The organism is Rhizobium sp. PRIMUS64, from assembly GCF_023006465.1.
In the GTDB taxonomy this organism is placed as follows: Bacteria; Pseudomonadota; Alphaproteobacteria; order Rhizobiales; family Rhizobiaceae; genus Rhizobium; species Rhizobium leguminosarum.
Window position 1 is genome coordinate 1 of record NZ_JALBGX010000107.1, and the last position, 22,479, is coordinate 22,479.

At 61.8% G+C, this 22,479-nt stretch carries 20 protein-coding genes, 1 other RNA gene and 1 pseudogene; 15 read left to right on the forward strand and 7 right to left on the reverse strand.

Annotation, left to right across the window (positions count from 1 at the left end):
* From MOV76_RS29490 to MOV76_RS29505, 4 genes and pseudogenes are all read right to left on the reverse strand, one after another.
* Positions 1–168, reverse strand: a pseudogene (locus tag MOV76_RS29490) (lytic murein transglycosylase); the annotation flags it as partial.
* Between the two features lie 12 nt (positions 169–180).
* Positions 181–978, reverse strand: coding sequence for a GH25 family lysozyme (locus MOV76_RS29495; RefSeq protein WP_018242881.1), 798 nt, complete (start codon positions 976–978; stop codon positions 181–183).
* Positions 979–1,103: 125 nt separating this feature from the next.
* The gene (locus MOV76_RS29500) at positions 1,104–1,778 is read right to left on the reverse strand and encodes a class I SAM-dependent methyltransferase (RefSeq protein ID WP_028732849.1); all 675 of its coding nucleotides are present in this window, start codon (positions 1,776–1,778) and stop codon (positions 1,104–1,106) included.
* Positions 1,775–3,019 carry a DUF3419 family protein gene (locus tag MOV76_RS29505; RefSeq protein ID WP_028732848.1) on the reverse strand — a complete coding sequence of 415 codons (1,245 nt, stop codon included), beginning with the start codon at positions 3,017–3,019 and terminating at the stop codon, positions 1,775–1,777. Before MOV76_RS29505 ends, MOV76_RS29500 begins: the two co-directional genes overlap by 4 nt.
* 217 nt (positions 3,020–3,236) lie before the next feature.
* Between MOV76_RS29505 and MOV76_RS29510 the strand changes: the two genes are divergently transcribed.
* Positions 3,237–4,661 carry a serine hydrolase gene (locus MOV76_RS29510; RefSeq protein WP_247265861.1) on the forward strand — a complete coding sequence of 475 codons (1,425 nt, stop codon included), beginning with the start codon at positions 3,237–3,239 and terminating at the stop codon, positions 4,659–4,661.
* Between the two features lie 39 nt (positions 4,662–4,700).
* Here the strand turns inward: MOV76_RS29510 and MOV76_RS29515 are convergent, their stop codons facing one another.
* The 3 genes from MOV76_RS29515 to MOV76_RS29525 form a co-directional block, all read right to left on the reverse strand.
* On the reverse strand, positions 4,701–5,636 hold the full coding sequence (locus MOV76_RS29515; protein ID WP_247265862.1) for a lytic transglycosylase domain-containing protein: 936 nt from the start codon (positions 5,634–5,636) through the stop codon (positions 4,701–4,703).
* Positions 5,637–5,751: 115 nt separating this feature from the next.
* Positions 5,752–6,387, reverse strand: a complete 636-nt coding sequence (locus MOV76_RS29520) for a LysE family translocator (RefSeq protein ID WP_003561042.1) — start codon at positions 6,385–6,387, stop codon at positions 5,752–5,754.
* 57 nt (positions 6,388–6,444) lie between these two features.
* The gene (locus tag MOV76_RS29525; RefSeq protein WP_247265863.1) at positions 6,445–7,656 is read right to left on the reverse strand and encodes a pyrophosphate--fructose-6-phosphate 1-phosphotransferase; all 1,212 of its coding nucleotides are present in this window, start codon (positions 7,654–7,656) and stop codon (positions 6,445–6,447) included.
* 409 nt (positions 7,657–8,065) lie between these two features.
* On the opposite strand from MOV76_RS29525, the gene MOV76_RS29530 reads away from it, so the two are divergent.
* The 14 genes from MOV76_RS29530 to murD all read left to right on the forward strand — a co-directional run.
* On the forward strand, positions 8,066–8,773 hold the full coding sequence (locus MOV76_RS29530; protein WP_182563434.1) for a DnaJ family molecular chaperone: 708 nt from the start codon (positions 8,066–8,068) through the stop codon (positions 8,771–8,773).
* Complete coding sequence (locus tag MOV76_RS29535; RefSeq protein WP_247265864.1) at positions 8,770–9,531, forward strand: N-acetylmuramoyl-L-alanine amidase; 762 nt, start codon at positions 8,770–8,772, stop codon at positions 9,529–9,531. The genes MOV76_RS29530 and MOV76_RS29535 overlap by 4 nt, the downstream gene beginning before the upstream one ends.
* A 262-nt stretch (positions 9,532–9,793) precedes the next feature.
* The gene (locus MOV76_RS29540) at positions 9,794–10,321 is read left to right on the forward strand and encodes a lytic transglycosylase domain-containing protein (RefSeq protein WP_018242872.1); all 528 of its coding nucleotides are present in this window, start codon (positions 9,794–9,796) and stop codon (positions 10,319–10,321) included.
* Between the two features lie 98 nt (positions 10,322–10,419).
* A complete protein-coding gene (locus MOV76_RS29545; protein ID WP_247265865.1) occupies positions 10,420–11,604 on the forward strand; it encodes an FAD-binding oxidoreductase in 1,185 nt (394 codons plus the stop codon).
* 11 nt (positions 11,605–11,615) lie between these two features.
* Positions 11,616–12,791 carry an FAD-binding oxidoreductase gene (locus tag MOV76_RS29550; protein ID WP_247265866.1) on the forward strand — a complete coding sequence of 392 codons (1,176 nt, stop codon included), beginning with the start codon at positions 11,616–11,618 and terminating at the stop codon, positions 12,789–12,791.
* Between the two features lie 156 nt (positions 12,792–12,947).
* An RNA gene (gene rnpB, locus MOV76_RS29555) (RNase P RNA component class A) lies at positions 12,948–13,345 on the forward strand.
* Positions 13,346–13,755: 410 nt separating this feature from the next.
* Complete coding sequence (mraZ, locus tag MOV76_RS29560) at positions 13,756–14,193, forward strand: division/cell wall cluster transcriptional repressor MraZ (protein ID WP_025395324.1); 438 nt, start codon at positions 13,756–13,758, stop codon at positions 14,191–14,193.
* A gap of 17 nt (positions 14,194–14,210) precedes the next feature.
* Positions 14,211–15,236, forward strand: a complete 1,026-nt coding sequence (gene rsmH, locus MOV76_RS29565) for a 16S rRNA (cytosine(1402)-N(4))-methyltransferase RsmH (protein WP_018242868.1) — start codon at positions 14,211–14,213, stop codon at positions 15,234–15,236.
* 1 nt (position 15,237) lies between these two features.
* Positions 15,238–15,762: a hypothetical protein gene (locus tag MOV76_RS29570; protein ID WP_247265867.1), complete on the forward strand. Its 525-nt coding sequence runs from the start codon at positions 15,238–15,240 to the stop codon at positions 15,760–15,762.
* Complete coding sequence (locus MOV76_RS29575; protein WP_018242866.1) at positions 15,762–17,522, forward strand: penicillin-binding protein 2; 1,761 nt, start codon at positions 15,762–15,764, stop codon at positions 17,520–17,522. The genes MOV76_RS29570 and MOV76_RS29575 overlap by 1 nt, the downstream gene beginning before the upstream one ends.
* A gap of 6 nt (positions 17,523–17,528) precedes the next feature.
* Positions 17,529–19,049 (forward strand): UDP-N-acetylmuramoyl-L-alanyl-D-glutamate--2,6-diaminopimelate ligase, encoded by a 1,521-nt coding sequence (locus MOV76_RS29580; RefSeq protein WP_222284237.1) that lies wholly within the window; start codon positions 17,529–17,531, stop codon positions 19,047–19,049.
* A complete protein-coding gene (locus MOV76_RS29585; protein WP_247265868.1) occupies positions 19,046–20,479 on the forward strand; it encodes a UDP-N-acetylmuramoylalanyl-D-glutamyl-2,6-diaminopimelate--D-alanyl-D-alanine ligase in 1,434 nt (477 codons plus the stop codon). The genes MOV76_RS29580 and MOV76_RS29585 overlap by 4 nt, the downstream gene beginning before the upstream one ends.
* A 22-nt stretch (positions 20,480–20,501) precedes the next feature.
* Positions 20,502–21,602, forward strand: a complete 1,101-nt coding sequence (gene mraY, locus MOV76_RS29590) for a phospho-N-acetylmuramoyl-pentapeptide-transferase (RefSeq protein WP_003541415.1) — start codon at positions 20,502–20,504, stop codon at positions 21,600–21,602.
* 7 nt (positions 21,603–21,609) lie between these two features.
* The coding region (gene murD / locus MOV76_RS29595) for a UDP-N-acetylmuramoyl-L-alanine--D-glutamate ligase (protein WP_247265869.1) at positions 21,610–22,479 on the forward strand (870 nt) is incomplete at its 3' end.

Consider the following 22,479-nt stretch of genomic DNA (forward strand, 5'->3'; position numbering starts at 1 on the left):
CGGGGCTGCGTCTGGCGCCTGCTGGGCGGCCGCGCCGCCTGCGACGGCGAGGGCAAACAGAAGGGCGAGTGCAGAGCGGCTTGCGAGCGAGCGGTGCATGGATGTGGTCCTTATATCAAACAGAATGCCGTCGCTTTCACAGACGAATGTGACGGAAGCAAGAAACATCGCAAGACGTTACTAAGAATTTCTATCCTTGGAAACGGCCGCGACCCAATTGTTCCAGTTCTTTGCGCTGCCGGCAAAGACATTGATATCGGTCGGCCCACTGATGCCGGGAATAACGCCGGTCGAGGTATATTGCCAGAAGGCCCAGCGGCGGTCGGAATAGGTCACTTCGGGGTGTTTTGCCACCGAACGGACCCAGAAATGATAATCCTGGAAGTAGCCGGCGAGATTGTCGCGATGGAAATCGACCGAGGTATAGATGATCGGGCGCTTGCCGTAATAGGCCTCCAGCCGGTCCATGAAACGCTGCATTTCGGCGCGCACCGTTTCAGCGTCGGGGCGGTAGCGGCAGGTCTTCGATTCGGCGTTCCATTCGACGTCGAGCACTGGCGGCAGGCGCATGGCCTCCTTCGGCACGTTGCGGATGAACCAGTCTGCCTGCTGATCGGCCGAAGAGCAGAAATAATAGAAATGATAGGGGGCGTGCGGGATGCCGGCGGCGCGGGCTTCGCGCCAGTATTCGTCGAAGCGCGGATCGACCCTGTCCTTGCCTTCGGTTGCCTTGATGAAGGCGAAGGCGACACCGGAATTCTTTACCGTGGCCCAATCGATATCGCCCTGCCATTTGGAGATATCGATGCCGTGGACCTGGTTCTGCTGCGGATGCTTCGGACCGAAATCCTGCGGATCGGTATCCTTGAAGCGCGTCTTCGGCTTGATCGATGCCGTTTCGAGATAGTCATAACCGGAAGAAGTGCAGCCAGCCAGCATGATGGCCAGGGGCAAAACGCAAAACAAAAGCCGGCGCATGGGCGTCCCGTCGTAACTCGAATGATCTTTTTGCCCCACAACTTGACCTTCGAAAAAGACGAGTCAGCAGAGGATAACCCTCTTTTCACCATATCAACGTAAAAAATCGGTTAGTTTCAAGCGAATTATAAGCGCTTGCTGATAATGGCAGCTCGCCAAGCATAACCGCCGCCGACGGTATCGAACAACAATATCGCGTTGTTTTCATGGGCTTGCGCTTCCAGAACCTCACGCAGATCGGGGCGCGGGGTGACGTGGAATTTCGCAAGCCAGGACTGCAGCATGCGCCGGAACCAGGCCGGCAGGCCTTCCTGCTGGCCGAAATCGACAATGTGCAGCTGGCCGCCGGGATTGAGTGCGGCGATCGATGCATCGACGGCGCGCTCCCAGTCCGGGATCATCGACAGGGCATAGGAAATCAGGATGCGGTCGAAGCCGCTGACGCCGAATTCGCGCGGCGTGAACGCCGTGGCGTCGGCGACGCGGAATTCCGGGATGGTCGCCTTGGTGGCGAAGGTCTTGCGTGCCGAAATCAGCATTTCCTGGGAAATGTCGAGGCCGAAGAGCTTGGCGGTCGGGAAATGCCTGTGGGCGAAGGCCATGTTGCGCCCGGTGCCGCAGCCGACTTCAAGCAGGGTGCCGCCTTCGGGAACGTCGAGATTGCGGATCGTGCTGTCGCGGCCGAGAAGATAATATTTGCGGGTCAGGTCGTAGATGTGCCGCTGGTAGCGGTACATGCCATCCATGAGGCTGGCATGTTCATCACTCTTTCCTGCCGTCTCAGTGCCGACCTTGCTCACGCCTTCTTCCCGTAAATGTGGAAGCCGCCGTAGATTGCCGAGCGATCGAGCGCGGTCAGTTCAAGCGACTTCTCCTCGAAATAATCCCATTGGTCGCGGATCGCCGGAGCCAGACGGCCTTCGATGATGCTTTTTTCGGCGGCGGTGCGGAAGATCACGCGGGCGCCTTCGCGCGCCGTGCGGGTGATTTCCATCCAGACGTCGTTCAACTGCTCGTCCGTCATCCAGTCCTGCGCGTCGAGCAGGATGTAGCGGTCGCGCGAAGCGGCCGGCTCGCGGGCCAGAAGCTCGGTGAAGCTTGCATGGTGGACGTTGACGCGGTCGACATTGGCGCGGATCACTTGATAGTGCTCCGACTTCAAATAGGTCGGCAGCGGGCCTTCCGCTTCGGTGCCGTAGCGGCGGCCGAAGGCCTGCCAGGCGAAATAGTTGTCGCTCATCGGGAAATGACAGGCGAGCTTTTCCAGGCGGTGCTTCAGCACCGGCGCGATCGAATGATCGGCGGCGAGGCTTGCAAGTTCGTCATATTGCTGCGGCGGAATGCCGAGGCCGAAGAGCGAGCTCTTGCGGCCGGTGATCCAGCGCACGACCGGCTTTTCGAAGAGCGGCGCGATCTGCTCGTCGAAGAACTGGCGCTGCTCGCGGATCGAGCGGGTCTTGGTCATCTCGCGCAGTTTGACGCCATGCAGGCGGGCAAGAAGGTGGGCGGCGCCGATGAAGCGGCCGAGCAGGCCCGTCTCGTAAATGTTGCGGTCAAAAACGGTGACGCGGCGGCGGCCGAACTTGCGGCCGTTCCAGTAGCTACGGGTTGCCTCATCGAGACGGGCGGCGAGATGCTGGTCGTAAGCGCGGCTGTTCGACTTCTCGTTCGGCATCGCCAGGAAGCGGACGAGATCGGCATGGCCGGGAAGATGCTTGAAGGCGGCAAGCTTTAGGCGGTTCAGCGCGATGTGGTGCGGGTTGAGATCGACGACGTCGATCGAGGCCGGCGCCTTGGAGAGATAGGCGAGCATGTTGCAGCCGCCAGAGCCGATGGTGACGATGCGATGGTTGGGCTTCAGCTCCATCGCCTGCATGTCGAGATCCGGATCCTCCCAGATCTGCGGATAGACGAGGCCGGAGAAGAGAAGGCCGAAGAGACGCTCGGAAAAGCCATCCTTCGAAAAAGCCTTATGGCGGAGAAGGGCGTCCTTGAGTTTCCGGTTCTTGCGGAAGCCGGCATCCGGTGCAAATTCTGACATGAGTCTGTCACCTTTTTAGCGTTCAGGGCGTGTAGCGCGCCTCTGCTACAGTTTGATGACGTGGGCTGTGGGCGCCGTTCTTCGGAGGCTTCGACCTCCTCGGGCGAGCAACCGGGATGGCTCTCCTGGGAAAGTGATCGGGACGATGGCCGTTCTTCGCTTCGGCCCCTTTCCGGCGCGTGTGATTCCTGCTTCTCTCCCGCCATGGAGGAATGCCATGCGATTTGTCCTGCGTATCCTGAAGGCGCTTGCTCTCCTTCTCGTTCTCCTCGTCATCACTGCCGGCGGCTGGCTCTTCATCCGGCCGCCGCAACTGCTCAGCGTCGGCGACGGCTATGCCGCCAAGATCGTCTGCTCCAATGTCTTCATCGCCGGCCGGGGGGCCGAGGATGTGCTTCATGACGATGTCCAGGCGCCCGGAAATCCGCTGCTGCGGCTCGTGCGTGTCAGCGTCGACCGCGACAACGACCGCGTGACGGCGCGCTTCATGGGACTGTTTGCGCCGAGTTATGCGCTCTATCGCGGCGCTTTCGGCTGCGCGAGCGTGCCGGACGGCAATTTCGAGGCGGCGGCGAATGCAGCGCCCTTCGATCCGCCGGCCAAGATGCAGGCGAATGACGCCTTGTGGCCGGAGGGCGAGGGCACCGGCAACCCGGCGGACGGCAAGATCGCCGCGCTGCTTGCCGATGCCGGCGTGGCCGGCCCGGCAATGCGGGCGATCGTCGTGGTGCGCAATGGCCGCATCTTCGCCGAAGCCTATGGCCCCGGCTTCTCGGCAAAGACGCCGCTCATCGGCTGGTCGATGACGAAGACCGTGAATGCGGCGCTCCTCGGCCGGCTGATGCTCGACGGTAAGATCTCCTTCGACGATGATAACCTGCTGGCGCAGTGGAAGAACGATGCGCGCGCCAGGATCAAGGTTTCCGACCTGCTCGGCATGGAGAGCGGCCTTGCCTTCAACGAGGACTATGGCGACGTCGCCGATGTGACGCGCATGCTCTATCTCGATCCCGACATGGTATCGCTGCCGGCCAATGCGCCGATGGAGGCAGCACCCGGCCAGCGCTTCCGCTATTCGAGCGGTACGGCCGTGCTCTTGTCACGCATCTGGATGGACAGGGTCGGCAATGCGCAGGCCGCCTTTTCCTATCCGCACGACGCCTTGTTTTCGCCCCTCGGCATGACGAGCGCGGTGTTCGAACTCGATGCGCGCGGCACGTTTGCCGGAAGTTCCTATCTCTATGCGACGGCACATGACTGGGCGCGCTTCGGGCAGTTCCTGCTGCAGGATGGCGTGTGGAACGGCCAGCGGCTGCTACCGGAGGGTTTCGTCGGCGCCATGCGCACCCCGACGGCAGCGTCGAACGGGCGCTATACGCAAGGCCAAGCCTGGCTCGCTCCTGGCGGCCCAAGCGCCGCGTTCGGACTGCCGGAGGATACGTTCTGGCTGACGGGGCATGACGGGCAGAGCATGGCGATCGTGCCTTCCGCCAATCTGGTCGTCGTCCGGCTCGGCCTGACGCCAAGCCGGCTCGACTATCAGCCGCAGACGCTGCTGAAGAAGATCCTGGCGGCCGTGCCGCAACCGGGGGAGCCGAAACAGCAGGCCGGGTCACAGCAAAAGGCGCAGCCGCAGCCATAGGCCGGAGCTGCGATCGCCGTTTCAGCAATTGCCTTGGTGTCAGTAGTTGCCTTGGGCGATGTCGGTCATGCCCTTGCGCTTGGCGTCATAATAATAGCCGCGCGCATAGAGGCGGACGGCATCGTCTTCCTTATTATCGGAGACGAGCCAGGCGCCGCGCAGATATTTCGCGGCATATTTGATGTTGGTCTCGGCATCGAAGAGGCCGCCCGGGGCACCGTCATAACCCATGGACTTGGCGGTGTTGTACTTAATCTGCATGAGGCCGAAATAGCCGCGCTTGTTGTAGGCCTTCGGATTATAGCGGCTCTCGCGATGGACGATGCGGTGGAGCAATGTCTCGGGAATCTCGTAGACCTTCGAATATTTGGCGATGAGCTTGGTGACGAAGCTCTTCTCGACCGTCGGCGCATCGTCTTTGTCGTTGTCGCTGAACATCGGGGGCGCCGTCGGCGGATCGATCGGCCCGGATTCGTCGAAACCATAATCCATGCTGGCGCGTGGCGTGGTGTCAACTGCGGCAAGTGCTGCAAGCGCACTGTTTTGCGGTGTCGCGGCAAAGGCAAGCTGCGTCGTCGGCTGTGCGGGCGCTCCCGGACGCGGCGTCGGCACGACGGACTGGATCGCCGTCATCTCGGGCGTCAGCGGAATCTGCGCGTAGGCTGCCGGCTGTATGCCTGCCTGCATGGCGAGATCGGCAGGCTGAGAGGTTGCCACGGCCGGCATCGCCGTTGCGGTCAGGGAGGGGGGTGATGCCTGAGGAATGGCGGCGCCAGCGACAGCTGCGCCTTCGGCTGTCGGGATCGCGGCGAGTGTTGCATCTTCGCCGGGCTTCGGCATCGGCACGACGGTCTGGGCGGCTGTCAGTTCGGCCTGGGACGTGTATTCGACGCTCGCACATCCCGTCATCACGCCGCAGAGTATCGTGGAAACGACAAGACTGCGTTTCAGGCCGGATAATCCGATCGCTACCATTCCGCCACTTTCGTGAAATCGCGCCGCCCCGGCAGCGTATAAAAGTTACCAAAAACCTTAAGCCCTGGTGACCCCATTAACCTATTCGTGGCATTCCGGCAACCACGGAGTATTACTAGGCTGCAATACGGCGATACCCGGCCGTTACGGCACCTGCAGCGATCAGCAGAGTGCCTCCGGTTCGGTTCACGGCGCGCTGGATGCTCGCCTTGCGAATCAGTCCGCGCGCGGCATGGGCGAGAAACGCGTAGGTGGAAGCGTTGAGGATCGCCAGCACGAGGAAGGTCGCTTCCATGATCGCCATCTGGCCGAGGAAGGGCAGGGCCGGATTGAGGAACTGCGGCACGAAGGCGACGAAGAAGATGATGCTCTTCGGATTGAGGGCGGTGACAACATAGGCGTGGAGGAAGATCTTGAGGGACTTCTCCTCAGGCAGATTGTCGTTGTCGGCAATCGGTTCGCCGATGATGGGAGCCCGCCAGAGCTTGATTCCCAGCCAGATCAGGTAGGCGCCGCCGATCCACTTCAACACGGTGAAGAGGGTCGCGGAGGCGGCCAGAACAGCACCGAGACCGAAGAGAGAAGCGGTCATCGCGGTGAAGTCACCGAGCGCCACGCCGCCTACCGTCGCAAACGCCGTCCTGCGTCCATGACCGAGCGCATAGGATACGACGAGCAGTATCGTCGGCCCCGGTATGGCCAGCATGATGGCAGATGCGGCCGCAAAAGCGAGCCAAGCTTCAAGTGACATGGTATCTCCTCCTATTCCTCGGGAACAAGCAAAGACATCATATTAACCATCCGTCAATCACGCTTCTTTGTATTTCTGGCCTATATTGTCCATGACTTCGGCAAACCATGCCGTCGAAAGGTCAAAAGCCTTGCCGCCCTTGATGCGCGGGAATTCTATAGTGCGCAATTTACCGTTCTGGCCTTCATCATGGCCGGTGACGCCGGAGACTTTATTGAGCGCGCTTTCGACGGCGAGATCGACCATGCTCTGGATCAGCCGCAGGTCGTCGCCGTTGGCGGGCGCCGAGCGGGCAAAATAGCCTGATTTCTGCACGAGGGAACGCTCGGCGTTCAAGAGATTGGCGAACTGCTTCTGGAACCATGCGCCGACATTGATCGTGTCGATCTTCACATGGCCGAAGGCATCGCGCTTGACGGTCTCGCCGGCGGCTTCGCGCTCGGCGACGATGGCGTCGAGGCATGCGCCTTCCGAGACAAAGACCGTGGCATGGCCGTTGCGGTCCATGCTTTCCGTCAGGCGGGCGGCTTCGGCGTCGAGGTCGAAGGCCATCTCAGGCAGGTAGACGGCGTCGATGCTTTTCAGATGCGCGTCCATCATCAGGCCGTCGACATACTGGTTGCGGCTGGTGCGCTGGAGATAGGCGCGAGCGGTGGCGGCCGTCAGCCAGCCGCAATGGCGGCCCATGACCTCGTGGATGACGAGGGTGCGGGGGGCGGCCGTCTGTTCGTTGCTGACATTGTCGAAGAAATGCGCGCCGACTTCGGCGGCCGTCCAGGCGCCGAGCGACTGGCGGATCGGCACGACGTCATTGTCGACAGTCTTCGGCAGGCCGACGACGGTGAGATCGTAGCCGTTGGCGGCGAGGTAGGCGGCAAGGTCGGCGGCCGTGGTGTTGGTGTCGTCGCCGCCGATCGTGTGGAGAATGGTGATGCCGTCATTGGCAAGGCGTTCGGCGGCGACCCGCAGCGGGTTCTCGCCTTCCTTGACCAGGCCGCGCTTGACGCAGTCGGCGGCATTGGTGAGCTTGACGCGGCTATTGCCGATCGGCGAACCGCCGTAGCGGTGCAGCAGCGGCGCCTTTTCGCGCATCTCACGGGTGATCTCGAAGCTGTCGCCGATGAGCACGCCTTGGTAGCCGGATTTGTAGGCGACTATGTCGAGATCGGGTGCGATGTCGCTGTAGCGTTCGATGAGGCCGCCGACGGCGGAAGAAAGACAGGGCGCCAGGCCTCCGGCGGTCAGCATTGCGACTTTCTGTTTGGCCATGATCCCTCCTACGGTGTTTCGGTGCGGCAGCGTTTGCTAGCGCATGGATGCGGCAGGGAAAGGGCCCTGTAAAGTAAAGAATTTACGAAAAATGCGCCTTTCTGCCGTGTTGAACTGCAAAGGCGACCGGAAGTGCGGATATAATCGTTTCAAGCCCGGTCTGCCTGTCGGGGATCTGTTGTGGAAATTTCCATCGCGCGCTCCGCAGCCTACGTGCCTGGCCAATGGCTGCGACCGCTAGCCAGGCCTTAAGGTAAGATAAAGCGGGGCGATGAATCGTTTGCTGCGGTGCGACAATTACCAAATCGTGAAAACTGTGTTCGGCCCTACGACCAATAGTCGCCTTGCAAAGGCGGCGATTCTTTGGTCAAGCTGTTTGTCATAAGTTGACAAGTGTGTGAGATTTTCGATGTCCTTCTGGGAAAAGCTGTTGAATGCCATTGGCAATACCGCAGGCAATGCGCTGTCTGCGGTGGTCGAGGCTATCCGCACGGTTTTCGAAGGCGATCCTGAGACCCGGCGTAAAGTGGCTTTCTCCGTGGCGATCATCGCGCTGTCGGCCAAGATGGCCAAGGCCGACGGCATCGTCAGCGAGAAGGAGGTCGAAGCCTTCCGCGAAATCTTCGAATTCCCGCAGGATCAGGCAAAGAACGTCGCCCGGCTTTACAACCTCGCGCGCCAGGACGTCGCCGGCTACGAAGCCTATGCCGAACGGCTTTCCACGCTCTGCGTTACTTGCGCAGCCAATTGCACAGTGCTGGAAGACGTGCTCGACGGCCTCTTCCACATCGCCAAGGCCGATGGGCTGATCCACGAGAAGGAACTGAATTTCCTGCGTCATATCGGCGAGATCTTCGAGATGAGCGAGACCCGCTTCGAGCAGATCGCTGCCCGCCACGTCTCGTCCGGCGGCGATCCCTACAAGGTGCTCGGCGTCTTGCCTTCGGACGATTTCCCGACCATCCGCCGCCGTTACCATGGCCTTGTCAGCGAACATCATCCCGATCGGCTGATCTCGCGCGGCGTGCCGAAGGAATTCCATGTGATCGCCAATGAGCGCATGGCGGCGCTGAACGCGGCCTATGAGGCGATCGAGAAGGAACGCCGCGCGGCATGACCTCTTTCGAGGCCGACTGCAGAAGCGCTCGCGTGCAGCCCTCGCCGAACCATGGCGAGCGGGCGGACGGGCGCCATCCCGATATGATCCTGCTGCACTATACCGGCATGCCAACGGCTGATGGCGCGCTCGACTGGCTCTGTCGCGCCGAGAGCCAGGTTTCCAGCCACTATTTTGTGCATGAAAACGGCGAGGTGGTACAGCTCGTGCCGGAAACACGGCGTGCCTGGCATGCGGGAAGAAGCAGCTGGCACGGCGAGACGGACATCAATTCTCTGTCGATCGGCATCGAGATCGCCAATGCCGGCCATCCCGGCGGGCTCCCCGATTATCCGAAAGAGCAGATCGCCGCGGTGATCGAATTGTGTCGCGACTGTGTCAAACGTTGGTCGATCGTGCCGGAAAGGGTGCTCGGGCATTCCGATGTCGCCCCCATCCGCAAGGTCGATCCGGGCGAGAAATTCCCCTGGGCCGAGCTCCACCGGGCGGGCATCGGGCACTGGGTCGAGCCGGCAACGATCACCGGCGGGCGCTTCTTCCAGCACGGCGATACTGGCCAGCCTGTCGAGGCGCTGCAGTCGATGCTGTCGCTCTATGGTTACGGCACTGAAATCACGGGTGAATTCTCCGAGAAAACGGCGGGCGATGTGGAAGCTTTCCAGCGCCATTTCCGGCCCCAACGGGTAGATGGCATCGCCGATTTCTCGACGATCGACACGCTGCACCGGCTGCTGTCGTCGCTGCCGCGTTATTCCTGACCGGCAGAACCGGATATCAGGACGGATTTCTCGCGGCCGGCGAGAAAACCGCCTCGCCACATCATTTCCCTATTATCTCCTCATTGCGATGGTCTAAGAACGCCCGCTGAACAGCGCTCGCGGCTGTTTTCAAGTGTAACCATGAGCGCCAAATGAAACGATAAGAATTGCTACGGAACGCGATCAGTCCTGGGTCGCGTGTGACCGGATGACGGCGAGGCGCGCAGTCCTGCAATTCTTTGGGTCGGAGTGAAGAGACTACATGAAGAATATGATTGTTGGTGCTGCGGCATGCGTTGGCATGCTGCTGGCGGGATATAGTGTTGCCTTGGCTGGTGATGACTGGGGTGTCCGGGCCGAAACCATCTCGCTGAAAACCGTCGATCGCCAGAGCGGCTATGCCATGCCGGATTTTTCCACGAGCATTCCCTATGCCGCACTGATCAACAAATATGCCGCTGAATACGACGTGCCTGTCGCACTCGCCCAGGCTGTCGTGCGCGTCGAGAGCAATTTCAATCCGAACGCCCGCGGCAGCGCCGGTGAAGTCGGCCTGATGCAGATCAAGCCGGCGACGGCGCGGATGATGGGTTATTCCGGCTCGAAGAAGGGCCTGTTCGATCCGGAGACCAACATCAAATACGGCATGAAGTATCTGGCGGCTGCCCATCAGCTCGGCGGCGGGCAGACCTGCAACACTATCCTGAAATACAATGCCGGCCATGCCGCCACGCGCATGAACCCGGTGTCGAAGACCTATTGCGGCAAGGTCCTGGCGATGCTCGACTGAGCATAGCCTGACGCGTCATGACGAAATTCCCTTGCGGCAATTTTGCGATGTGAATCAGTGCGCTTGCCGTGATATCCCACCTTGAAACGAGGTGGGATATGGCAGTCGATTTCAGGTTTATCATCATCGGACGCGGCATGATGGGGGCTGCCGTCGCACGGCATCTCTCCTCGATGGCCGACGGCATCGCGCTGATCGGCCCGCGCGAGCCTGAGGAGCGCAAGGCTCATCACGGTGTCTTCGCCAGCCATTACGACGAAGCGCGCATCACCCGCACCTTCGACGGCAATCTTGCCTGGGGAACCTTCGCCGCCCGCGCGCTCGACCGCTACCGCGAGATCGAGGCAAGGAGCGGCATTTCCTTTTATTCGGAGGTCGGCTGCCTCTTTGCCGCTCCTGAGAAGGGCGAGCAGGACTATATCAAAAGGGCGCTGACCGTCAGCCGGACACTCGGCAGCGATATCGAGACCATCGCGCCGTTAGACCTTCGCCGGCGGTTTCCCTATCTTGCCGTCGATCCGGATTTCAGCGGGTATTTCGAGCGCAGGCGCGCCGGCTACATCAACCCGCGGGCGCTGGTGCGGGCGCAGACCATGCTTGCCGAACAGGGCGGCGTCTCGCTGATCGAGGCAACCGCGACATCCGTGCGCGATACCGGTTCCCATGTCGAGGTGACGGCCGGCTGCGGAAGCTACAGCGCCGAACGTGTGCTGGTGGCCGCCGGCGGTTTCAGCAATTTCCATACCCTGCTGCCGCGTCCCGTCGATACCAGGGTGATGGCGCGCACGGTCGCCTTCTACGAACTCGGCGAGCGCGAGATGGCGGTTTTCGGCGGCATGCCGTCGACGATTGTGCTCGGTGACCGAGAAGAGGATCACATCTATATCCTGCCGCCGGTGCGTTATCCCGACGGCAAGACTTATCTGAAGCTCGGTGGTGACACTGAGGCGCTTTCTTTCAGCCAGTTGGAAGATGCCGGCGCGTGGTTCCGTTCCGACGGCAGTGCTCCCGAGCGCGATCATCTCGCGCGTGTCGCCCTGCAGCTGATGCCGGAGCTTGCCGGCTGCCCTGTCACATCGGCGCCCTGTGTGGCGAATTTCACGCCGACCGGTTATCCCTATGCTGGATTTACGCAGTCGCCGCGCATCGCGGTGCTGACCGGCGGCAATTTCGTCGCGGCCAAATCCTCCGACGAGCTCGGGCGGCTGGGAGCGGTGCTTCTGGCGGAAGGAAGGCTCGGGGATCAGGATTTCGGCGGCGTGCTGACGCCGGTCTTTGGTTGAGGGGAAATGTCATGGCAGTCGATTTCAAATACATCGTCGTCGGCCGCGGGCTGATGGGGGCAGCGGCGGCGCGGCATCTGGCGCGCCAAGTGGCCGGTGTCGCGGTGATTGGCCCGGACGAGCCGGATGATCGCAAGGCGCATCAGGGCGTCTTCGCCAGCCATTATGACGAGGGGCGCATCACTCGCACCATCGATCCCGACCGCAATTGGGCACTGCTCGCCAACCGCTCGATCGGCCGTTATGGCGAGATCGCCCGCGACAGCGGTATCGATTTCTATCGGGAGGTGGGCTGCGTCGCCGTCGCGCCGACGGGAGGCGATTATATCGAGAAGACCCGGCGGGCCGCCATTTCGCTGAACGTCGAAACCAGCCTTCTCGATGAGGCCGGGCTGAAGGCCGCCTTTCCCTTCTTCGCCTTTCCTGATGGGGGCACGGGCGTCTTCGAGGCGAGGGGGGCCGGCCACATCAGTCCGCGCAAGCTTGTGAAAGCCCAATCGCTGCTGGCGGAAAAGGCAGGTGCTGCCGTCATCCGCGATCATGTCATTTCGATCCGCAGCGAGGGCGGATGGGCCGCCGTCGAGACGGCCGGTGGCCTGACCTATCGCGGTGCAAAGGTGCTGCTGGCAGCGGGCGGATTTTCCATTGCGAAGAATCTGTTGCCGCGGCCGGTTGCCATGACGGTTTATGCCCGGACCGTGACGCTCTTTGAAGTAAGCGAGGCCGACGCGGTGCGCCTGGCCGCGATGCCGTCGCTCATTCTCAGGGCGCCCGGCATCGATATCTACCTGCTGCCGCCGATCCGGTATCCCAACGGCAAATTCTACCTGAAGATCGGCGGCGATCCTGACGATCTGGCGCTTAGCGACGACGCGGAGATGCGCGCCTGGTTCAAGACCGAGGGGCGCGATACCGTGCGCGCGCATCTCAAACGCATCGTTGAAGGTCTTGTGCCCAATATCGTGCCGCTTTCGATTTCGACGGCCGCTTGCGTCGTGTCGCATACGGAAAGCGGCTATCCGATGATTGGCTATACTTCCTCGCCCGAGATCGCGGTGCTGACGGGCTGCGCCGGCACGTCGGCCAAGAGCTCGGACGAAATCGGCCGGCTTGGGGCCGAGCTGCTTTTATCAGGCGGAATCGGCGAAGAGGGCTACTCCACGGATTTCACACCGCAATTTCGCTAGAGCATTTCCGTTTTTCTCCGAATCACGGAAGTGCTCTCTCTTTTGTTCCTACGCAATTGCGGACGCAAAACTGCTGCGCATTTTTGCTGGAATAGCTCCAAGCGATATCATTTATTTCGATAGCAATTGCGATCTCTCTCGTTTATGGGAGCCCTGCCAGTTGGCTGGGCAGCCGCGCTTTACCAATGCCGAAAGGCGGTAGGGTGAGGAAAGTCCGGGCTCCACGGAAACACGGTGCCGGATAACGTCCGGCGAGGGCGACCTCAGGGAAAGTGCCACAGAAAGCAAACCGCCTGTCATGACAGGTAAGGGTGAAAGGGTGGGGTAAGAGCCCACCGCATCTCCGGCAACGGAAATGGCACGGTAAACCCCACCGGGAGCAAGACCGAATAGGGATGACGCGGCAGGCCGAAAGGCCTTCCGGCTGGTTTCCAGGCCAGTCATCCGGGTGGGTTGCGCGAGGCAGCGTGCGAACGCTGTCCCAGAGGAATGGCTGCCACGTTCCGGTTCACGCCGGAGCCTTACAGAACCCGGCTTACAGGCCAACTGGCGATTAACATCTTGCGGCGCGTCGGCCGGATTTTCACCGTAAGTCGCTGAAACCGACTGTTATCGAACGGATGTTCATGCATCCAGGGGTAGATTTTTCTCGCTAAGCCACCACTACGTGTCGTTTGTAAGATGGCGATGCTAACCCTTTGTTAAACTTAACGGCTTATAAATTTTTGATCATGCGTCCATTGCAAAATGGGCGTATCCCATTGACGCCCATATGGTCCCATGCTATCCCAAATGCGCACTGCACCAGGGCAATCACCTGCCCATTCATCGCAAAGCAAAGGCGTCTTCCTCTCCGGAAGCGTCGGAGGGGTTTTGGCTCATCCGGCTTGCGAAGCTGTGCCTGATATCGGGAGTTTCGGGCGTCTTTTGGTCCGGATCCCTGCGGGAACGGATGTTTCGTGTCATGAGCCGCTTCCTTTCGAACGCGACCAACAGGATCGATGCCAAGGGCAGGGTTTCCGTGCCTTCGGCTTTTCGTTCCGTGCTGGCGCAGCGCAATGTTCAGGAGCTCTATTGCTTCCAGGACTTTGTGTTTCCGGCGATCAGCATCGGCGGTCCGGATCTTCTCGAAAGATTCGAACGGCAGATTGCTGCGGAGGATCCGTTTTCGCCGGATGCGAACGAGATGTCGCTTCTCATTCATGGAGGCGGGGTCTTCATGAAGCTCGATGCCGAGGGGCGGCTGATGGTCACGGATTTCATTCGCGGCTTTACCGGTATCTCGGACGAAGTGACCTTCGTCGGTCGAGCGGATCATTTTCAGCTCTGGCAGCCGCAGGCTTTTGTGGCCGCACAGGCGCAAGCACGAGGGGAGCGCAAGCTGGCGGGCAAGCGTTCCTGAAAGAACGAGGGAACGGAATGGTGGCGAATCCTGGCGGAGGTTCAACTGATGCCGGTGGCGGACCGGTTCGTCACATTCCTGTTCTACTCGAAGAAGTGCTTGCGGCGCTGGCGCCCGCGCCCGGCAAGCTCATCCTCGATGGTACATTCGGTGCGGGCGGTTACAGCTCGGCCATCCTTGCGGCCGGCGCCGAGGTGATTGCGCTCGACCGCGATCCGACGGCGATTGCATCGGGGCAGGCGATGGTCGCCGCCCATGGTGGTCGTCTCAAGCTTGTTCATTCGCAATTCTCGCATCTCGCCGATCATGCGCCGCAGGGCGGGCTCGATGGTGTCGTGCTCGATATCGGCGTCTCCTCCATGCAGATCGACGAGGCCGAGCGCGGCTTCTCCTTCCAGAAGAACGGACCGCTCGACATGCGCATGTCGGCCGAAGGTGTTTCGGCCGCCGATGTCGTCAACCGCGCCAAGGTCGCCGATCTCATCCGCATCTTCCATTTTCTCGGCGAGGAAAGCCAGGCGCCGCGCATCGCGCATGCGATCGAGAAGCGCCGCGCCGAAAAGCCATTTGAGACGACGCGCGATCTCGCCGGTCTCATCGAGCTCGTTACGCCGCGCAAGATGAAGGACAAGATCCATCCGGCAACGCGCGTCTTCCAGGCATTGCGCATCTTCGTGAATGACGAGCTCGGCGAACTGGCGCAGGCGCTGTTTGCGGCGGAAACGGCGCTGAAGCCCGGCGGGCGGCTCGTCGTCGTCACCTTTCATTCGCTGGAAGACCGCATCGTCAAGAAATTCTTCTCCGACCGCGCCGGCAAGGCGTCGGGTTCACGGCATCTGCCGGTCGCGCATGAGCGAGCGGCAACTTTTGCGGCTATCGGCAAGGCGATGGTTTCGGCAAGCGAGGCGGAGGCCGAGATCAATCCGCGCGCCCGCTCCGCCAAGCTGCGCGCCGGCCTGAGGACGGACGCCGCCGCCGAAGCCGCGGATATGTCGCTCTTCGGGTTTCCCAATCTTGCCAGTCTCGGAAAGCTTGGTGGTTGATATGCTGAAAACGTTCGATCTCGTGCTTATCGGCGTCATGACGGCCACCGCCGCCGTGACCTACACGATCAAGCACCGCGCTGAATTGAAGCTCGAGGAGGTTCATCGCCTCGAAGCCGAGATCAAGCTTGAGAAGGACACGATCGACCTTCTCAAGGCCGACTGGGCGCTGCAATCGCAGCCGAACCGGCTGGAGCGGCTGGTCAGAGCCTATAATGACGAATTGAAGCTGCAGCCGACGGAATCGACGGCGCTCGTGCATGCCAAGGAATTGCCGATGCTGAAATCCGAGGTTCCCGTGCCTGACGTGACGGAGGCCAAGGCCAGCGCCAAAGGCGCGACCGTGGCCAGCGCCGAGAGCGCGACCGTGGCCAGCGCCAAAGGCGCGCCGGACACCGCCAAGGGCGAGCAAGCCACCGCCAAGGGCGAGCAAGCCACCGCCAAGGCGCAGCCCATTCCGATGTCAGCGCCACGCGGCGAGGCAGAGGATGCAGACCAGATCGAAACCGGATCGGTGGAGGAATAATGTCGTTTCTTTCCCGCATCATGGTTTTGAAGAGCCAGGCGCATTTCTCCGCCGGCGTCTATAACCGGTTCGGCGGTCCTTCCCCCGCCGGCCTGGCGATCGAGGGATCGCGCAAGAAGAAATCCGGGCAGGCGAAAAGCCGCGTCGGCCTGCTGATCCTTGGCTTCATGGGCGTCTACGCCGTCATCGGCGGCCGTCTCGTCGAATATGCGATGAAGGATCAGGAGGTCGTCTCCAGCATTCTGCCGCCCGACCGGCTGATGGCCTCGCGCCCGGACATTCTCGACCGCAACGGCGAGGTACTGGCGACCGACATCCGCACCGTCTCGCTGTTTGCCGAGCCGAACAAGATCGTCGACGCCGACGAGGCAGTGGAGAAGCTTGCAACGGTGCTGCCCGAGCTCGACGTCAGGGACACTTATAAGAAGCTCTCGGTCAAGACCTCGCATTTCGCCTGGCTGCGCCGGCAGCTGACGCCGAAGCAGCAGAGCCAGATCCTGGCGCTCGGCATTCCCGGCATCGGCTTCCGGCCGGAGAAGCGCCGCTTCTATCCGGGCGGCTCGACCGCCGCGCACATCCTCGGTTACGTCAACATCGACAACCGCGGTGTCGCCGGCATGGAGAAATTTATCGACGACCAGGGGCTTGCCGATCTCGCCTCGGTCGGCATGACCAGCGACCAGCCGCTCGAGCCAGTGCGGCTATCGATCGACCTGCGCGTGCAGAACATCGTGCGGGACGCGGTCGTCAACGCCGTCAACAACTTCCAGTCCAAGGGCGCCGGTGCCGCGGTCATCGACGTGCATACGGGAGAAGTGCTGGCGATGGCATCGGCGCCGGATTTCGATCCGAACGATCCGCAGGAAGGCGCCAAGGACGGTTGGCTCAACCGGATGACCAACGGCACCTTCGAAATGGGCTCGACCTTCAAGACCTTTTCGCTGGCCATGGCGCTCGATAGCGGCAAGGTGAAGATGACCGACAGTTTCGATGCCAGCAAATCGATCTATATCGGCGGCTTCACCATCCACGATTTTCACGGGCAGCGCCGCTGGCTGACCGTTCCCGAGATTTTCCAATATTCTTCCAATATCGGTACGGCGCGCGTCATCGATATCGTCGGCATCGACGCGCAGAAGGACTATCTGACCAAGTTCGGCCTCTTGACGAAGATGCAGACCGAACTGCCCGAAGTGAAGATGCCGAGCCAGCCGCGCGTTTGGAAGAAGATCAATTCGATCACGATTTCCTTCGGCCATGGCGTCTCGACGACGGCGCTGCAGACAGGGGTGGCCGCCGCCGCCCTCGTCAATGGCGGCAAGCTGATCGAGCCGACGTTCCTGCCGCGCACGCGCGAACAGGCCGATCAGATCGCTACGCAGGTGATCAAGAAGTCGACCAGCGACAACATCCGCTATCTCCTTGATTTCAACGGCTACAAGGGATCCGGACGTGTTGCCCGCGTGCCGGGCTTTGCCGTCGGCAGCAAGACCGGTACGGCCGACAAGGTGGTGAACGGGCGTTATTCGGCAACGCTGAACTTCAATTCCTTCATTGCCGCATTCCCGATCAATGATCCCAAATATGCCGTGATCACCTTCTGCGACGAGCCGAAGACCGGTGAGAAGCAATATGGCGGAACGATCTCCGCCGGCACCGCCGGCCCGATCGCTCGTGAGATCATCAGCCGCGCGGCCCCCATTCTCGGCATCGAGCCGAAATTCGGGGAGGGCGGATCGGCCTTGCTGGTGTCTTATTGAGTGTGAATGAATATCGACGCCGATTCGCGAGGGGTGAACCGGCTTCAAGAGAGAAAAGTGCGTTCGATGAAATTGCGAGACCTGGCCGGAGATCAGTTTCCGGAACTTGAAGCACAGCTCGAAGGCCCGGCAGGCTTGCTTGATATCTCAGGCCTGTCTTCGGATAGCCGCAAGGTGGCGCCTGGCAATGCCTTCGTCGCAGTCGCCGGCACCAAGGCGAACGGCGCGGGCTTCATCGCGGATGCCGCCGGCCGTGGCGCTGCCGTCGCGATCGCCTCCCAAGCCGTCGATGCTTCGATTCCCGTGCTTGCGGTCAAGGAGCCGCGCCGCTTCCTTTCCATCGCCGCCGCGCGTTTCCACGGCAAGCAGCCCGATACCATGGTCGCCGTCACCGGCACGGCGGGCAAAACCTCCGTCGCTTCTTTCACCCGGCAGATCTGGGCGCATGCGGGCCACGCGGCTGCGATGATCGGCACGACGGGCGTCGTTTCGCCGACGCGCAACGAATATGGCTCGTTGACGACGCCCGATCCGGTGTCTCTGCACGAGCTGCTGGCGGAACTCGCCGGAGAAGGCGTGACGCATGCCGCGATGGAAGCGTCCAGCCACGGCCTCGACCAGTGCCGGCTCGACGGGGTGAAGCTCGCTGCCGCCGCCTTCACCAATCTCGGCCGGGACCACATGGATTATCATCCCACGATCGAGGCCTATATGGCCGCCAAGATGCGGCTTTTCGATACGCTGTTGCCGAAGGGGTCACCGGCAGTGATCTTCGCCGACGATCCGTGGTCGGCGCAGGCGATCAAGGCCGCGACCGATGCCGGTCACGACATTCGTACCGTTGGGCGAAAGGGCGATTACCTCTCGTTGAAGCGCGTCGAGCACTTCCGCCACAAGCAGATGGCCGAAATCCATATCGGCGGCGAGATCTTCGAGGTGGACATTCCGCTGGCCGGCGATTTTCAGGTGGCCAACGCGCTGGTCGCAGCGGGGCTTGCCATGTCGACCGGCGTTGAGGCGAAGGTTGCGATGGCCGCGCTCGAGAAGCTCGTCGGCGCGTCCGGCCGTCTCGAACTCGTCGGCCATACAAAAGACGGCGCGCTCGCCTATGTCGACTACGCCCACAAGCCGGATGCGCTGGAAAACGTGCTGGGCTCGGTCAGACCCTTCACCACCGGCCGCGTCATCGTCGTTTTCGGCTGCGGCGGCGACCGTGACCGCGGCAAACGGCCGATCATGGGCGAAATCGCCTGCCGACTTGCCGACGTCGTCATAGTCACCGACGATAATCCGCGTTCTGAGGAGCCGGCCTCGATCCGGGCGGAGATCATGGCAGCAGCAGGCTGCGCCGCGGAAATCGCCGATCGCGCCACGGCGATCCGCGAGGCTGTTGGCATGCTGAGATCCGGCGATACGCTGATCGTCGCCGGCAAGGGGCATGAGGAAGGGCAGACGATCGGCGGCGTCACCCTGCCGTTCTCCGATCATGCGGAGGTGCGCAAGGCCTTGGAGGAGTTGAAATCTTGAGCTGGCTCTGGACGACGGAAGACATGATCGCAGCGATGGCGGGGCGCCCTTTCGGCACGCTGCCCGAAGGCATCACCGGCATTTCCATCGACAGCCGCTCGATTACTCCAGGCGAAGCCTTCTTCGCGATCAAGGGCGACCGTGTCGACGGTCACGACTACGCATCGATGGCGACGGCGAACGGCGCTTCCCTTCTCGTCGTCAGCGAGGCGAGGCTTCCCGCCATGGGCCGCCTGACGGTGCCGATGATCGTCGTGGAAGACGTGCTCGCGGCACTTGGCCGGCTCGGCCTTGCCTCGCGCGAGCGCTCGCGGGCCCGGATCATCGCGGTGACCGGATCTGTGGGAAAGACGACCACCAAGGAAATGCTGCGGCATGTGCTATCGCCCTCCGGCAAGGTGCACGCCTCCGTCGCCTCCTTCAACAATCATTGGGGCGTGCCGCTGACGCTGGCGCGCATGCCTGAGGATACGGATTATGGCGTCTTCGAAGTCGGAATGAACCATCCCGGCGAGATCCGGCCCCTGGTGGGGATGATCCGTCCCGATGTCGCCATCATCACGACGATCGCGCCGGCCCATCTCGGCAACTTCAAGAACATCAAGGAAATCGCCGCTGCCAAGGCCGAGATCTTCGAGGGGCTCGAACCCGGCGGCCATGTCGTGCTCAATCGCGACAACGACCAGTTCAATTTCCTCGACCGCACGGCGCAATCGCTCGGCATCGAGCATATCCATTCCTTCGGCCAGCATGCCAAGGCCGAATTCCGGCTCGCAGAATTCAATGGCTCCGACGAGAATTCGACGCTGTGGCTGACGATTGGTGGCGAGACGCTGGAAGTCGCGCTCGGCGCGCCGGGCCGCCATATCGCCGAGAATGCGCTCGCAGCACTCGGGGTCGTCAGGATCGTCGGCGCCGATATGCAGAAGGCGATCGAAGCGCTTGCGACGCTGAGGCCGGAAAAGGGCAGGGGCAAGCGCCACCGGCTTTTAATCGGCGGCGGCAGCTTCACGCTGATCGACGAGAGCTACAATGCGAATCCAGCCTCGATGCGCGCGGCGATCGCGCTGCTGGCGGCCTCCGAGCCGACCGGCCGCGGACGCCGTATCGCCGTGCTCGGCGACATGCTGGAGATGGGCGACTATGCGCAGAAGGTCCATACCGACCTTGCCGTGCCCCTGCTTGCGGCCGGCATCGAGCATGTCTGGCTGGCTGGAGCCGAGATGGCTGCGCTGAAGGAATCGTTGCCGGAAAGCGTCCACGTCGACTATCGCGAGAACACGGACGAATTGACGGACTATGTATTGAACTCGGTCGCGCCAGGCGACGTGTTGATGGTGAAATCGTCTCTGGGCATCGGTTTCGGCAAGATCGTCGCCGCGCTCCTTGACAAGTTCCCGGCATTTGCCGACACGCAACGCGAATTTTGATCGGGTAAACAAGGGGCCCTGAATGCTGATCTGGCTTGTCGAACTGTCGGAATATTTCAAATTTCTGAACCTGTTCAGATATATTACCTTCCGCACGGGGGCTGCTCTCTTCACCTCAGCACTGATCGTCTTCCTGTTCGGGCCGACGATCATCAATTCGCTGCGCATCCGGCAGGGCAAGGGCCAGCCGATCCGCGCCGATGGGCCGCAGACGCACTTCAAGAAAGCCGGCACGCCGACCATGGGCGGGCTGATGATCCTCGCCGGCATCGTCGGCGCATCGCTGCTCTGGGCCGATCTTTCCAACGTCTATGTCGTCGCCACGCTGCTGGTGACGCTGGGCTTCGGCGCGATCGGCTTCTACGACGATTATCTTAAGGTCACGAAGCAGAGCCACATGGGCTTTTCCGGCAAGGCGCGTCTCGGCATCGAATTCGTCATCGCCGGCATCGCCGTCTATTTCATGATGCGCACCGCCCTTGCCTCGGGGATTGCCGGCTCGACCTTCGGCTCCTCGATTGCCTTTCCCTTCTTCAAGGACTTCATGATCAATATCGGCATCATGTTCGTCGTCTTCGGCGGCTTCGTCATCGTCGGGGCCGGCAATGCCGTCAATCTGACGGACGGTCTCGACGGACTTGCCATCGTGCCTGTGATGATTGCAGCCGCCTCCTTCGGCGTCATCGCCTATCTCGCCGGCAACGTGGTGTTTGCGAACTACCTGCAGATCAATTTCGTGCCCGGCACCGGCGAGCTCGCCGTCGTGCTCGGCGCCGTCATCGGCGCCGGCCTCGGCTTTCTCTGGTTCAATGCTCCGCCGGCCGCCATCTTCATGGGCGACACCGGGTCGCTGGCACTCGGCGGCACGATCGGCACCGTCGCCGTCGCCACCAAGCATGAGATCGTCATGGCAATCATCGGCGGCCTCTTCGTCATCGAGACGCTCTCGGTCATCATCCAGGTCGGCTTCTTCAAGATGACCGGCCGGCGCGTCTTCCTGATGGCGCCGATCCATCATCACTTCGAGAAGAAGGGCTGGACCGAGAGTCAGGTGGTGATCCGCTTCTGGATCGTCGCCGTCGGCCTTGCCATGCTCGGTCTCTCGACGCTGAAGCTCCGGTGAGGCGGCGATGATCCCGGTCACGACGCTCAAGGACAGGAAGGTCGCGCTCTTCGGGCTCGGCGGCTCCGGCTTTGCCACTGCCCGGGCGCTGATATCAGGCGGTGCCGAGGTGACCGCCTGGGACGACAATCCCGACAGCGTCGCCAAGGCCGCGGCCGAAGGCATCAGAACGGAAGACCTGCACAACATCGACTGGAGCCAGCAGACGCTGTTCGTGCTGTCACCCGGCGTGCCGCTCACCCATCCGAAGCCGCACTGGACGGTCGATCTTGCGCGTGCGGCCGGCGTCGATATCGTCGGCGACGTCGAGCTCTTCGTGCGCGAGCGCCGCGCTCATGCGCCGGACTGCCCCTTCATCGCCATAACAGGCACCAACGGCAAGTCGACCACGACTGCGCTGGTCGCCCATATCCTGACGTCAGCAGGCTACGACACGCAGCTTGGCGGCAATATCGGCACGGCGGTGCTGACCCTCGATCCGCCGAGGGGCGAGCGCTTTTACGTCGTCGAATGCTCCTCCTACCAGATCGATCTGGCGCCGACGCTGAACCCGTCGGCCGGAATCCTGCTCAACGTGACGCCCGATCATCTCGACCGTCACGGCACGATGCAGCATTATGCCGATATCAAGGAACGGCTGGTCGCCGGCAGCGATGTCGCGATTGTCGGCGTCGACGACAGCCATTCGGCTTTGATCGCTGACCGCGTCCAGCGGGCGGGTGTCAAGGTGGTCCGCATTTCGCGCCGCAACGTGGTGGCGGACGGCATTTATGCCGAGGGCACCAAACTCATCCAGGCCGCCGGCGGCGCCATGCTGCCTTTCGCCGATCTCGACGGCATCCAGACGCTGCGCGGCAGCCACAATGCGCAGAACGCC

Excerpts from the sequence above, each read along its gene's own strand:
- MOV76_RS29495 (WP_018242881.1), bottom strand. The coding sequence starts at position 978 with ATGCGCCGGCTTTTGTTTTGCGTTTTGCCCCTGGCCATCATGCTGGCT.
- MOV76_RS29505 (WP_028732848.1), bottom strand. The coding sequence starts at position 3,019 with ATGTCAGAATTTGCACCGGATGCCGGCTTCCGCAAGAACCGGAAACTC.
- MOV76_RS29510 (WP_247265861.1), top strand. The coding sequence starts at position 3,237 with ATGCGATTTGTCCTGCGTATCCTGAAGGCGCTTGCTCTCCTTCTCGTT.
- MOV76_RS29515 (WP_247265862.1), bottom strand. The coding sequence starts at position 5,636 with ATGGTAGCGATCGGATTATCCGGCCTGAAACGCAGTCTTGTCGTTTCC.
- MOV76_RS29520 (WP_003561042.1), bottom strand. The coding sequence starts at position 6,387 with ATGTCACTTGAAGCTTGGCTCGCTTTTGCGGCCGCATCTGCCATCATG.
- MOV76_RS29525 (WP_247265863.1), bottom strand. The coding sequence starts at position 7,656 with ATGGCCAAACAGAAAGTCGCAATGCTGACCGCCGGAGGCCTGGCGCCC.
- MOV76_RS29530 (WP_182563434.1), top strand. The coding sequence starts at position 8,066 with ATGTCCTTCTGGGAAAAGCTGTTGAATGCCATTGGCAATACCGCAGGC.
- MOV76_RS29535 (WP_247265864.1), top strand. The coding sequence starts at position 8,770 with ATGACCTCTTTCGAGGCCGACTGCAGAAGCGCTCGCGTGCAGCCCTCG.
- MOV76_RS29540 (WP_018242872.1), top strand. The coding sequence starts at position 9,794 with ATGAAGAATATGATTGTTGGTGCTGCGGCATGCGTTGGCATGCTGCTG.
- MOV76_RS29545 (WP_247265865.1), top strand. The coding sequence starts at position 10,420 with ATGGCAGTCGATTTCAGGTTTATCATCATCGGACGCGGCATGATGGGG.
- MOV76_RS29550 (WP_247265866.1), top strand. The coding sequence starts at position 11,616 with ATGGCAGTCGATTTCAAATACATCGTCGTCGGCCGCGGGCTGATGGGG.
- mraZ (WP_025395324.1), top strand. The coding sequence starts at position 13,756 with ATGAGCCGCTTCCTTTCGAACGCGACCAACAGGATCGATGCCAAGGGC.
- rsmH (WP_018242868.1), top strand. The coding sequence starts at position 14,211 with ATGGTGGCGAATCCTGGCGGAGGTTCAACTGATGCCGGTGGCGGACCG.
- MOV76_RS29570 (WP_247265867.1), top strand. The coding sequence starts at position 15,238 with ATGCTGAAAACGTTCGATCTCGTGCTTATCGGCGTCATGACGGCCACC.
- MOV76_RS29575 (WP_018242866.1), top strand. The coding sequence starts at position 15,762 with ATGTCGTTTCTTTCCCGCATCATGGTTTTGAAGAGCCAGGCGCATTTC.
- MOV76_RS29580 (WP_222284237.1), top strand. The coding sequence starts at position 17,529 with ATGAATATCGACGCCGATTCGCGAGGGGTGAACCGGCTTCAAGAGAGA.
- mraY (WP_003541415.1), top strand. The coding sequence starts at position 20,502 with ATGCTGATCTGGCTTGTCGAACTGTCGGAATATTTCAAATTTCTGAAC.